Origin of the sequence: Sphingopyxis fribergensis, assembly GCF_000803645.1 — a bacterium.
In the GTDB taxonomy this organism is placed as follows: domain Bacteria; phylum Pseudomonadota; class Alphaproteobacteria; order Sphingomonadales; family Sphingomonadaceae; genus Sphingopyxis; species Sphingopyxis fribergensis.
Map to the genome: position 1 here is coordinate 1,546,850 of NZ_CP009122.1, position 11,997 is coordinate 1,558,846.

Here is an 11,997-nt window from a genome sequence, read left to right on the forward strand (position 1 = left end):
AAATAAATTGGGATGGACCTGTTCGTGAGGCTGTGGTGAGCAAGAGACATGTCGTCCAATGATCCTGCTCTCGGCTTGTCCACATGCCTCACCGACCGGGAAATGGAAATTTTGCGTCTGTTGGTCGCCGGACATACCGTAAAGACCATTGCAGCGCGCCTGGGCCGTTCGGAAACCTCGATTAATGAACGGTTGCGCTCCGCCCGCCGCAAGACGGGCGTGGGCAGCAGCCGCGAATTGGCGCGCCTTCTGGACCTCCAAAAAATTTGTGACGAAAATATCGATCTTTCGGGACCGCGCCCCGACGGGAAGGACTTGGCGCACACCGCAACCATCCGAGGTCGCGGTTCGAAAGGAATGATCATCATGTTCATTGCAATACCCATGGCCGCCGCTGGACTCATGTTCGCAGCCGCTCCTTCGGCGGACCAGGCCGGAACCCCGAACGCCGGTTACAGCGCCGCATCCAGGCAGTTGCCGCTGGTCGGAAGCTGGTCGCTCGACGCATCGCTCATGCCGGAAAAGGAACGCCCTCAACGCGTCACGATGACGTTCCAACCATCGCAGGACGGAAAATGGACAACGCGCGTGGAAATCGTCGCGCCGGACGGTTCCAGCAAGCATTCGGAATCGACCGCCGCTCTTGACGGCGTCCCCGTACCGATCACCGGCAATATGGATTTTATCGACAGTGTTGCTCTGCGCCAGCCGGCGCCAGACACATTGGTGATGACGCTGGGAAAGGCAGGCGCGCGGGTTTCGACGCGCGTCTATACCGTCGCCAAGGATCTGAAATCCATGACCGAAACGATCGTCTGGTCCGCCGACAATCGCCAGAAACTGGAAACGACGCATTTCAATCGAATTGATTGATCGCGAGTCGGTTTCCACATCCAACGTCGCGCGGCACCAACATAGCAATCGAGCCCTGACGCCCTGCGCGTTTTACGAAGGTTGCGGATTTCGCGCGCCGACGAATACCTCCCACTTCGGCCCCCGGCTTGCCCCGGGGGTCGCCTTGTTCATTTCGCCTCCGACGGCGTTGAGGTCGAAGCCGGCGCAGAAATGCCCGCCGCTGCCGGTCAGGATTGCGACGCGTGCATTTTCGTCGGCGGCGAAGGCTGCAAAGGCGTTCCGCAGGGCGATAGCGGTATCGGGATCGACGGCGTTACGGCGGTGAGGGCGGTCGATGGTGACGATGGTCACGGGGCCATCGCTTTCGATTAGCACGCTCATTTGAAGCCTCCTCTCTTTCGTTCATCTCAGCGTGCCGGGACGCCGGGGGACTTGCAAGCGGCGGGGCGGCACCCTAAATAAAAGAAATGCGGGCCGGGCCCCTCTGGCGTCGGCGGGATATCTCCCGCCACGTGATGTCGGACCGCATCGGGTGACCCCGATGCTCTGGCCCTATCTCCCCCCTGTTTCCGGGGTCCCGGCATCGGCGTCACCTGCTTGATTTCTCAATCAGGAGGCCCTTTTCAATGACTCTCAATCCCAATCTCTACCGTCTGACGGTCCTGCATAGTCAACTCGACGATGCCGAACGCCGCGAGGTGCGCCGGCACGGCGCCGATCCGTTCCGCCTGCTGCGCCTGAAAACGCTCAAACTTGCGGTTAAAGAGCGGCTTGCGGCTCTGACCATGCGGCCACTACTGCGCCCTGCGCTCGCGCGCTAATCCATTATAACTGACGACCGAGCACGCTGCCGAAAGGTGGCGCGTTCGGCATATCCAGGGAAATTACTATGGAATTTCTGTTTGCCGACTGGCTGGGTACCCCCGCCTGGTTCTGGCTGTCGTTCCTCGCGCTCGTGGTCGCGCTCACCGCCTTCGACCTTGGCATCCTCAACAAGGAAAACAAGGAGATGGGGATCGGCGAGAGTCTGAAGCTCTCGGCGCTCTACATCGGCATTGCGATGGCGTTCGGCGCGTGGGTGTGGGCCGCGAAGGGCGGTGAGGCGGGCCTGCAATATTATACCGGCTTCTTCATCGAGAAGGCGCTGTCGATCGACAATATCTTTGTCATCTCGCTGATCTTCACGACCTTCGCGATCCCGCCGCGCTACCAGTATCGCGCGCTCCTTTGGGGCATTGTCGCGGTGATCGTGCTGCGCGGCATCATGATCGCGGGCGGCGCGGCGCTGGTCACCGAATATGGCTGGCTGCTCTATATCTTTGCGGCGTTCCTCGTTTTCACCGGCGTGAAGATGCTGTTCGCGAGCGAAAAGCCGATGGACGTCGCCGGCAACCCGGTCGTCAAATGGCTGTCGCGTCGGATGCCGATCACCGACCAACTGCACGGCGAGAAATTCTTCGTTCGTGTGCCCGATACGAAGACCGGCAAGATCGTGCTCGCCGCGACGCCGCTCTTCCTGGCGCTCGTCGTGATCAACCTTGCCGACCTGGTCTTCGCCGTCGATAGCGTGCCGGCGATCTTTGCGATCACCACCGACACCTTCATTGTCTACACCTCGAACATCATGGCGATCCTTGGCCTCCGCGCGCTCTATTTCGCGCTGTCGGCGATGGTGCATCGCTTCCATTATCTGAAATATGCGCTGGCGCTGGTGCTCATCTTCATCGGATCGAAGATCTTCGTCGCCGACTTTGTGCTGGGCGGAGCGAAGTTCCCGCCGCTGGTCAGCCTTGGCGTGACCGTCGCATTGATCGCGGGCGGCATCATCTGGTCGCTGGTCAAGACGCGCGAGGAAGAAAAGGCGCTGCAGCAATAAAAATGTCCGCCGGAAACCCGGAGGTTTCCGACGGACAGGCTTTCCTCCCCAGGAAAGCTCGGGAGGCGCGGGGCGAGTTGTGCAAGGCGCCCCGCGCCAAGAGGGAAGGCGCGGGGGGTGCAACGGGCCCCCGCGCCAAGCTCGTATGTCAGGCCGCGAACTGGTTCATCGTGTTGTCCTTGCCCGCAGCCTTCAGCGCCGCTTCGCCGGCGAAATATTCTTTGTGGTCGTCGCCGATGTCGCTGCCCGACATATTCTGGTGCTTCACGCAGGCGATGCCCTGACGGATCTCGGCGCGCTGGACGCCCTTGACGTAACCGAGCATCGCTTCGTCGCCGAAATATTCCTTGGCGAGATTGTCGGTCGAAAGCGCTGCGGTGTGATAGGTCGGCAGCGTGATGAGGTGGTGGAAAATGCCCGCCCGCTTCGCCGAATCGCGCTGGAAGGTCCGGATGCGGTTGTCGGCTTCGTCGCCAAGCGGGGTGCCGTCATAATCGACGCTCATCAGCTTGGCGCGGTCATAGGCGCTGACGTCCTTGCCGTCCTTTTCCCACGCGTCGAACACCTGCTGGCGGAAGTTGAGCGTCCAGTTGAAGCTCGGCGAATTGTTGTACGCGAGCTTCGCGTTGGGGACGACTTCGCGGATGCGGTCGACCATGCCGGCGATCTGTTCGATGTGCGGCTTTTCGGTTTCGATCCAGAGCAGGTCGGCGCCGTTCTGCAAGGACGCGATGCAGTCCATGACGCAGCGATCCTCGCCGGTTCCCGAACGGAACTGATAAAGGTTCGAGGGCAGACGCTTCGGGCGCATCAGCTTGCCGTCGCGGTTGATCAGGACGTCGCCGGGGTTGCCCGCGCCGTCAACCTCTTCGCAATCGAGGAAGCTGTTATACTGGTCGCCAAGGTCGCCGGGTTCCTTCGTGAAGGCGATCTGCTTGGTGAGGCCCGCGCCGAGGCTGTCGGTGCGCGTCACGATGATGCCGTCCTCGACGCCGAGTTCCATGAAGGCGTAGCGGCAGGCGCGGATCTTCGCGATGAAATCCTCGTGCGGCACGGTGACCTTGCCGTCCTGGTGGCCGCACTGCTTTTCGTCCGAGACCTGATTTTCGATCTGGAGTGCGCATGCGCCGGCCTCGATCATCTTCTTGGCGAGCAGATAGGTCGCCTCGGCGTTGCCGAAACCGGCATCGATGTCGGCGATGATCGGCACGACATGCGTTTCATGATTGTCGATGCTCGCCTGAATCTGCTTGGCCTTGAGTTCGTCGCCCTCGGCGCGCGCGGCGTCGAGCTCCCGGAACAGGCCGCCGAGCTCGCGGGCGTCGGCCTGGCGGAGGAAAGTGTAAATTTCCTCGATCAGCGCCGGGACGCTGGTTTTCTCGTGCATCGACTGGTCGGGCAGCGGACCGAATTCACTGCGCAGCGCGGCGATCATCCAGCCAGAGAGGTAGATGTAGCGGCCCTTGACGGTGCCGAAATGCTTTTTGATCGAGATCATCTTCTGCTGCGCAATGAACCCGTGCCAGCAGCCGAGCGACTGGGTGTAGTTCGCGGGATCGGCGTCATAGGCGGCCATGTCGGCGCGCATGATCCGCGCGGTGTAGCGGGCGACGTCGAGGCCCGTCCTGAACTTGTTCTGGGCGCGCATGCGGGCGATGCTTTCGCCGCTGATGCCGTCCCATGTGCCGTCATAATCGCGGATGAGGCGGCCTGCCTGTGCCATGTCTTCCTGATAACCCATCGTCTTGTCCTCATTCGAAGCTGATGGGTGGAAGTTGGCGAAAGTGGCGAGGAAAGTGAAAAGCTTTGTCAATAATATTTGTGAAATATGGCTGGTCGGTGTAAATTGGCGTGTAAAGTAGTAAAGAAAGTTACATAATGGCAGAGCGGCGGGTGTTTGCGGGGCCGGCGGTGCGCAAGGTGCGGCGCGAGGCGGGGATGACGCAGGCCGCCATGGCCGAGGCGCTCGATATTTCGCCAAGCTACCTCAATCTGATCGAGCATGGGCAGCGGCCATTGTCGGCAACCGTGATCGTCAAACTGGCCGAACGCTTCGAGTTCGATGCGGCAAAGCTGGGCGCGGAGGATGTGCCCGGCGGGCTCGCCGGGTTGCGGCGGCGGCTGGGCGATCCGCGCTTTGCCGATCTGGGGATCGGGGCGCAGGAGGTCGAAGAGTGGTTGCAGACCGCGCCCGCGACTGCGGCGGCCTTTGCGCGGCTGTTCGATGCGGCGCCCGAGGGGCGCACCGATGTGGCCGATGAAGCGCCCGAAGTTGCCGCGGTGCGGCGCGCGATCGAGAAATGGCGCAATCATTTCGCCGATCTCGACGCCAAAGCCGAGGAACTCGCTGACGAGCTGCGGCTGGCGGGCGGCGACCTTTACGGCACGATTTCCGAGCGTTTGCGCACGCGGCACCAGCTGGGCATTCGCATCTTGCCGAGCGACGTGATGCCCGACCGGCTGCGCTGGCTCGACTGGCATGCGCGGCAATTGATGCTGAATGAACTGCTGCGCCCCGCATCGCGCACCTTTCAGGCCGCGGCGACGCTGGCGCAGATCGAGGCGAAGGCCGAGATCGACGCGCTGGTGGCGGGCGCCGAATTTGCCGAGACGGCGGCGGCGCGCCTGTTCGAACGCCATCTGATCCACTATTTTGCCGCAGCGTTGATGATGCCGTACAGCCGTTTCCTGCGCGCGTGCGATGCCACGGGGTACGACCTGTTGCTGCTCCAGCGGCGTTTCGGCGCGGGATATGAGCAAGTCGCGCACCGGCTGACGACGCTCCAGCGCGTCGGCGCGCGCGGGCTCCCGTTCTTCATGCTGCGCATCGACCGGGCGGGGCAGGGCAGCAAACGTTATGCGGGGGCGAGCCAGTCGCCGCTGGTCGACGGCGATGCGCGTTGTCCTTTGTGGGGCATGCACGAAGCCTTTGCGCGCCCGGGCGAAGTGATTGCCGATCTGGTCGAGTTGGAGGATGGGTCGCGCTGGTTCACGCAAAGCCGCAGCGTTGCGGCGCCCGGCGCGACGGGCAGCGGCACGCCGGCGCGCTTTGCCGTGTGCGTCGGGGTCGATGCCAAGGTGGCGGCGCCGCTGATCGCGGCTCGCGGGCTCGACCTGATGCGATCGCCCGCGACGCCGATCGGCCTTGGCTGTCGCCGCTGCACGCGCACCGGCTGCGTCCAGCGATCGATGCCGCCGCTCGGCCGCCCGCTGCGCTTCCGCGAGGGCGAGCGCGGGGTGAGCGCGTTCGATTTTGCGGGCGACTGAGGTTAACCGGCGGTTACCCGGCGGCTTAATATGACACATAGCGTGCCGTATTGGGAAAGGTGCGTGTCTATCAGGCGGCCGCAACGGGACCAAAAATGCTTGTTCGAATTGAGCCAGAGGACGTCGAAATCGGCATGTTCGTCCACGCCTTTGTTGGGTCGTGGTTCGATCACCCGTTCTGGCGGAGCAATTTCCGCATCGAAACATCCGCGCAGCTCGAACGCATCCGCAATTCGGGCATCGACGGTCTGATGATCGACGCGGGCCGCGGCGTTGCTCCACCCGAAGACGAACAAACGGGCGAGCGCGAAGAAAATCCGCGCTTACCTTCATCGCGATCATCGGCGAGGCCGCGTGCGAATATCTTGACGATCGGACCCAGGCCGGCCTTTATGGCACCCGATCCCGAGGATCGAGCGAACCCGCGGCCGCGCCGTGGCTATCCGGGCGAGTGCCGCCGCGCGAAACGGACGATCGACCGGACGCGCGCGGCGGTCACCGACATGTTCGATGGCGCGCGGCTGGGCCGCGCGGTCGAGGTCAAGCGCATGGTCAAGCTGGCGAGCGCGATAGGCGCGTCGATCGAGCGCGATGCCAAGGCGCTGATCAACCTCGTCCGGCTGAAGGAAAAGGACGAATATACCTATCTCCACTCGGTCGCGGTCTGTGCGTTGATGATCAATTTCGCTCGCCATCTGGAACTCGACCCGCAACAGGTCGAGGATATGGGCGTCGCCGGCCTGTTGCACGATGTCGGCAAGGTCGCCGTTTCGGACGAGATATTGAACAAGCCGAGCGCGCTGTCGAAGGGCGAGATGCGTTCGGTGCAGACGCATCCGGTTGCCGGCCATCGCCTGCTCGCAAGTTCGCCCGGGGCCCCCGAACTCGCGCTCGAACTCTGCCTACGACACCATGAAAAGGTCGACGGCACGGGCTATCCGGGCCGCCTGAAGGGCGATGAGCTGTCGCTGGCGGCCCGGATGGGCGCCATCTGCGATGTCTATGACGCGGTGACGTCGAACCGGCCGTACAAGAAGGCGTGGACGCCGTGCGAGGCCCTGACCGCGATGCAGAAATGGAAGGGGCATTTCGACCCCGCGCTGCTCGACCGCTTCGCCGACAGTCTGGGTATCTACGCGGTCGGGACATTGGTGCGGTTGTCGACGGGCGAACTGGGTATCGTCGTCGGAAGCGCGGGCGAAGCGGACGAAGATGTCGTCGTGCGCGCCTTTTTCGACTGCGAAATGCTGAACGAAATCGAACCGGTCGATCGTGCGGTGTCGCCGTCGGCCGAGCATCCGCGCATTATCGGCCGCGACAGTCCACGTTTCTGGCGCTTTCACGACTGGGATGTGCTGCTGTTCCGGATATTGGCGGGCGACGCCGAAGCTGCCGGCGACCCCGATCAGCCGATCGGACCGCGCAGCGCCGCGCGGTGAGCGTGCCCGACTGACTTGCACGCGGCGGACCGCAGGCCGCGCGCATCCTTTCGGGGGGCGGATCGTTGATCCTGCCTCTAGCCAAAAGGACCAGCGCTTGAAAATTTCCCCGTTTTTGCCGTGCCTTCTTCTGATCGCCGGTTGCAATGCCGCCCCCGACGATAGCCCTGACAAACCAAAACAGGCGGCCGCGGCCGATGGCGCCGCGATGGATTTCAAAGATGCCCCTCCGACTGAAGTTTCCTTCAGCGAACCACCCGCGCTTCGCGCACAAGTTCTGCTCGATCATCTCGGCTTTTCGCCCGGGGTGATCGATGGAAAGGAAGGGCAGTCATATACGGCGGCGCTCCGCGGTTTCCAGAAAGCGCATGAACTGGAGGAAAGCGGCAAACTCGACGCGGCGACCCGGCAGGCGCTGCAACAATGGGAAAAGGTCCCTGCGACCCGGCTGGTGATCATTCCCGCCGCCTTTGCCGCCGGGCCGTTCGTCCCGGCCTTTCCGAAGGATGCGACCGATCAGGCGAAATTGCCCACGCTCGGCTATCGCAATCTGACCGAAGCGCTCGCCGAACGCTTTCATACGACGCCCGAAATGCTCGTCGCGCTCAACAGCCCCTCGACGCTGGTGGGCGCGGGACGGCCCTTCCGCGTCCCCAACATCCCCGACATCGACCGCGCGACACTTGGCGAGGATGCGCGCGGCTGGAACGGCACACTCGAACGCCTGGGGGTCGCGCCGAAACAGGTTACGGCGGCAAAGCTGGTGGTCGACAAATCTGAGGGCGTGCTGAAGGTTTATGACGAGGCGGACAAGCTGGTCGCGCAATTCCCCGCGACGATGGGCAGCAGCCACGACCCGCTGCCGATCGGCAAATGGAAAATCCAGGGCGTTAGCCGCAATCCCGACTTTCACTATAATCCCAAGCTGTTCTGGGACGTCAGCGACAGCAAGGAAGCGGTGCTGCTGCAACCCGGGCCGAACAGTCCGGTCGGCGTCGTGTGGCTGGACCTCAACAAGCCGCATTATGGCATTCACGGAACGAGCGAACCGCATACGATCGGGCGAGCCGAGAGCCATGGCTGCGTCCGGCTGACCAATTGGGACGCTGCGCGTCTGGCGCAAATGGTCAAGCCCGGAACGCCCGCGATTTTGCGGAACTAGACCCTTTGCGCGGCCGTCCAGCGGTCGATCACCGATTCGAGCACCGAGATCGGCATCGCGCCGGCCGAAAGCGCGGTGTCGTGGAAACCGCGCAGGTCGAACTTGTCGCCGAGCGCGGCCTTGGCCTTTTCGCGGATACGGACCCAACTCGTCTGGCCGACCATGTAGCTCGTCGCCTGACCGGGCCACACGCAATAGCGCTCAATCTCGGTGACGTTCGAGCCCTCGGGCGTGCCGAGCGTTTCGTTGTAATAGGTAATCGCCTTCTCGCGGCTCCAGCGGAAATGGTGCAGCCCGGTATCGACGACGAGGCGTGCGGCGCGGAACATATAGCTTTGCAGATAACCGAGCTGGCCCCACGGGTCGTTTTCATAGACGCCCATCTCGTCGGCGAGCTGCTCAGCATAGAGGCCCCAGCCCTCGGTATAAACCGAATAGGCGGGCAGGCGGCGAAGGCGCGGGATACCCTCGGCTTCCTGCGCGAGCGCGATCTGGTGGTGATGGCCGGGGGTCGCCTCGTGATAGGTCAGCGTCGGGAGCGTCCATGCCGGGTTTTCGGCGGTATCGCGCAGGTTGATGTAATAGGCACCGGGGCGCGAGCCATCGAGCGCGGGAATCTGGTAATAGCCGCCGGGGGCGCCCGCCTCAATCTCGGGCGGTACGCGGCGGATGTCGCATTTGGCCTTGGGCAGGCGGCCGAAAGCTTCGGGCAGGCGGCGCTGCATTTCCTGGATCTGCTCATTGAGCTTGGCGATCAGGTCGGCCTTGCCCTTGTCGGTGTTGGGGTAGAGGAAGCGCGGGTCCTTGCCGAGCGCGCGCATGCGTTCGGCGACGGTGCCTTTGGACATGCCCTGCGCGTTGAAGATCGAGTCCGCGCGCGCGGTGAGCGCGGCCATGCGGTCGAGGCCGAGCTTGTGCACCTCCTCGGCCGACATACCCGTCGTTGTCGCGAAACGCAGCGCATAGGCATAATATTCGTCGCCCTTGGGCAGCCGCCACACGCCGGCATCATGCGTCGAACGCGGGCGCACGGCGGTGAGTTCGGCGGCCTGCCGCCGCATCGCGGGATAGATTTTGCCTTCGACGATGGCGGCGCAGCGTCTCGCCCAGTCGCCGGGGATATCGGCGGTCTTGGTCTTGAGGTTGGTGGTCAGGATATTCGCGTCGGGCGCGGGCGCCCAGATCTTGTCGAACAGCGCGAGCGTGCGGTCGATGACGAAATCGGGCGGGATGATGCCCGCAGCGTGATCCGCCTTGATCCGCCCCGTTTCATTGTCGAGCTGCACCGCGAAATCGGCGCAGCGCGCGAGGTACGCCTCGGCATCGGCGGCGTTCGCGATGCTGTGCTGGTTGACGAGGAAATCGGGGATCGAACGGTAGGTCCCGCTGAGCTGGGTCACCGGATGCGGTTCAGGCCAGCTGTGAAGTCCGTAGCTGAAGGTGTCATAAGCCTTGACATAACCCTCCCACGGCCCGCGGAAGGTTTCATAGTTGACGAGGTCCATGCCTGACAGTTTCTTCGGGTCGATCGTCTTCAGTTCTTTAAGTCCGGTGCGATAGAGGTCGTGGCCCTTCTTGATGCCGGCAGGCGAACGGTCGGCGAGTTTTGCCTTGGCGGCGGCGCGATCACCCTTGTCGAGCCCGAGCGAGGTCGCGAACTCGGGGTCCTGATCGACGAGCATGTCGTAGATGCGCTCGTAAATTGCGGTCAGTCGCGCCCCTTCGCTATCGGGAGTCGCGGCGAACGCCGCGCGGGGGCGGACGCCGGCGAGCATAGAGGAGGCCGCGGCGGCGGCAAGCAAGGTACGACGGTCGAACATATCGCGATCTCCGGAAAAAATGTCGGGCATGGACAGCGCCCACGCCTCATAGGTGTACTGTTATAGCAAGTCACCATGGGCGCAAGTGTTTGATGCGGCGAGTCGCTTGTCATAGGCGATCGAGCGAGTGTAAAATTAACCGACAGTTGACGCCTCGGCTGTAAAGTCGCTCGGGCGAAAGGGTTCCATGTTTCGGCTGTTCAAACATTATGTTCCGCACGCGGTCGTCTGGCTGGCGCTGATCGAGTTTTTCGCGCTGCTCGGCTCGGCCGAGGGGGCGTGGCACCTCTATGCGCATCAGGCGGGGTTCGATGCCGGGTCGCTCAGTGACCGCTGGCTGCCCCTTTTGACCTTCGGCCTTTCGAACTCGCTCGCGATGATGGCGACCGGCATGTACGGGAACGAGGGGCTGCGCTCGATGCGTTTTGCCACCGCACGCCTGCTCGCCGCGATCTCGCTGGGCGTGATCTTCCTCTCGGTGCTTGGCTTTCTGTTGCCGACCGCGACGCTTTGGCGCGCGAACAGCCTGTACGCGATGCTCTTGGCCATTGCGGCGCTGTTCGTGATCCGTCTGGTGCTAACCCAATCGTCGGGAACCGAGGCGTTTCGGCGCCGCATATTGGTGCTCGGCGCCGGGCCGCGCGCCGCGCGATTGGCCGCGTTGGCCGAAGCGCCCGGAAGCGGACTTGAAATGGTCGGCTTCATCGCGATGAGCGCGGCCGAAAAGACCGTTGACGGAGCGATCCCGCGCGACGGGATCGCCAGTCTGTCGGATCATGTCGTCGACCTGCGCGCGGGTGAAGTCGTGCTCGCACTGGAGGAACGACGCAACGCATTGCCGCTGAACGACCTGCTGCGGGTCAAGACGACGGGCGTTCATGTTAACGACATCGCGAGCTTCATCGAGCGCGAGACGGGTCGCGTCGATCTGGCGACCACCAACCCCAGCGGGCTGATCTTTTCCGACGGCTTTTCGGCCGGGCAGCGCATTTCGAAAGTCGGCAAACGCCTGTTCGACATCCTCGCCAGCCTGATTGTGCTCGTGATCGGGCTGCCGCTGGTCGTCATCGCGGGAATCGCGGTGATCCTCGACAGCCGCGGTCCGGTCTTTTACCGCCAGCCGCGCGTCGGCCTGTTCGGCGAACCATATGACATCTTCAAGATCCGGTCGATGCGCACCGATGCCGAGGCGGCGGGCAAGGCGGTGTGGGCGGCCGAGAACGACCCGCGCGTCACCCGCGTCGGCCGCGTGATCCGCAAGCTGCGCATCGACGAGCTGCCGCAGACCTGGTGTGTGCTGAAAGGCGACATGAGCTTTGTCGGGCCGCGCCCCGAACGGCCGAGCTTCGTCGAGGAACTCGAAAAGAAGCTGCCTTATTATGCCGAACGCCACATGGTGAAACCCGGCCTGACCGGCTGGGCGCAGATCAATTACCCCTATGGCGCGTCGGTCGAGGATGCCCGCGTGAAGCTCGAATATGATCTTTATTACGCCAAGAATTACTCGCCCTTCCTCGACCTGTTGATCCTGCTTCAGACGGTACGTGTCGTGTTGTGGCCGGAGGGAGCGCGCTAGCG

General features: G+C 63.2%; 10 protein-coding genes. 7 read left to right on the top strand and 3 right to left on the bottom strand.

Translation table 11 applies throughout. The features are described 5' to 3' along the window. The first annotated feature begins 48 nt into the window (after positions 1-48). Positions 49-873: a helix-turn-helix domain-containing protein gene (locus tag SKP52_RS24520; protein WP_228383855.1), complete on the top strand. Its 825-nt coding sequence runs from the start codon at positions 49-51 to the stop codon at positions 871-873. 72 nt (positions 874-945) lie between these two features. On the opposite strand, the gene SKP52_RS07240 is transcribed toward SKP52_RS24520, so the two are convergent. After that, entirely contained in the window at positions 946-1,236 is a 291-nt protein-coding gene (locus SKP52_RS07240; protein WP_039573367.1) for an enoyl-CoA hydratase-related protein, read from the bottom strand. Positions 1,237-1,481: 245 nt separating this feature from the next. Here SKP52_RS07240 and SKP52_RS07245 point away from each other — a divergent pair, with 245 nt between their 5' ends. Continuing rightward, entirely contained in the window at positions 1,482-1,676 is a 195-nt protein-coding gene (locus SKP52_RS07245; protein WP_039573369.1) for a DUF465 domain-containing protein, read from the top strand. Between the two features lie 68 nt (positions 1,677-1,744). Next, positions 1,745-2,731, top strand: coding sequence for a TerC family protein (locus SKP52_RS07250; RefSeq protein WP_039573373.1), 987 nt, complete (start codon positions 1,745-1,747; stop codon positions 2,729-2,731). A 148-nt stretch (positions 2,732-2,879) separates the two neighbouring features. On the opposite strand, the gene SKP52_RS07255 is transcribed toward SKP52_RS07250, so the two are convergent. Continuing rightward, complete coding sequence (locus SKP52_RS07255) at positions 2,880-4,472, bottom strand: isocitrate lyase (protein ID WP_039580186.1); 1,593 nt, start codon at positions 4,470-4,472, stop codon at positions 2,880-2,882. 137 nt (positions 4,473-4,609) lie between these two features. Here SKP52_RS07255 and SKP52_RS07260 point away from each other — a divergent pair, with 137 nt between their 5' ends. The 3 genes from SKP52_RS07260 to SKP52_RS07270 all read left to right on the top strand — a co-directional run bounded on the left by SKP52_RS07260 (position 4,610) and on the right by SKP52_RS07270 (position 8,599). Further along, complete coding sequence (locus tag SKP52_RS07260; RefSeq protein WP_039573376.1) at positions 4,610-5,998, top strand: helix-turn-helix domain-containing protein; 1,389 nt, start codon at positions 4,610-4,612, stop codon at positions 5,996-5,998. Positions 5,999-6,093: 95 nt separating this feature from the next. Continuing rightward, the gene (locus tag SKP52_RS07265) at positions 6,094-7,437 is read left to right on the top strand and encodes an HD-GYP domain-containing protein (RefSeq protein ID WP_148309049.1); all 1,344 of its coding nucleotides are present in this window, start codon (positions 6,094-6,096) and stop codon (positions 7,435-7,437) included. Positions 7,438-7,534: 97 nt separating this feature from the next. Further along, positions 7,535-8,599: a L,D-transpeptidase family protein gene (locus tag SKP52_RS07270; protein WP_039573379.1), complete on the top strand. Its 1,065-nt coding sequence runs from the start codon at positions 7,535-7,537 to the stop codon at positions 8,597-8,599. On the opposite strand, the gene SKP52_RS07275 is transcribed toward SKP52_RS07270, so the two are convergent. Then, positions 8,596-10,419, bottom strand: coding sequence for a DUF885 domain-containing protein (locus tag SKP52_RS07275; protein ID WP_039573382.1), 1,824 nt, complete (start codon positions 10,417-10,419; stop codon positions 8,596-8,598). The genes SKP52_RS07270 and SKP52_RS07275 overlap by 4 nt on opposite strands. Positions 10,420-10,606: 187 nt before the next feature. Between SKP52_RS07275 and SKP52_RS07280 the strand changes: the two genes are divergently transcribed. Continuing rightward, positions 10,607-11,995 (top strand): TIGR03013 family XrtA/PEP-CTERM system glycosyltransferase, encoded by a 1,389-nt coding sequence (locus tag SKP52_RS07280; RefSeq protein ID WP_039573385.1) that lies wholly within the window; start codon positions 10,607-10,609, stop codon positions 11,993-11,995. Positions 11,996-11,997 lie beyond the last annotated feature (2 nt).